This window comes from Sphingomonas sp. 10B4, assembly GCF_035019905.1.
Classification (GTDB): Bacteria; Pseudomonadota; Alphaproteobacteria; order Sphingomonadales; family Sphingomonadaceae; genus Sphingomonas; species Sphingomonas glacialis.
In genome coordinates this window covers 1-272 of record NZ_JASJVC010000309.1, presented here as the reverse complement: position 1 = coordinate 272, position 272 = coordinate 1, and the positions used below count along the sequence as shown (strand labels likewise).

1 pseudogene is annotated in these 272 nt (G+C 54.4%); it reads right to left on the bottom strand.

The features are described from left to right. Nucleotides 1-272, bottom strand: a pseudogene (locus QN347_RS19925) (CoA transferase subunit A); the annotation flags it as partial.

The window sequence follows — 272 nt, the reverse complement described above, 5'->3', positions numbered from 1 at the left end:
GGAATACCGGCCCCACCGGCGCGCAGTTTTTCTGCCAGCGTGCCTTGTGGGGTGAATTCGAGTTCGAGTTCACCGGCCAAGTACTGGCGCTCGAACTCTTTGTTTTAGCCTACATAGGAGGCAATCATTTTTTTTATCTGACGCGTAGTGAGTAACTGACCGAGGCCGAAACCATCGACGCCAGCATTGTTCGAAATCGCTGTCAATTGTTGCACACCGCTATCGCGCAAGGCGGCGATCAAGGCTTCCGGGATACCGCACAAACCGAAGCC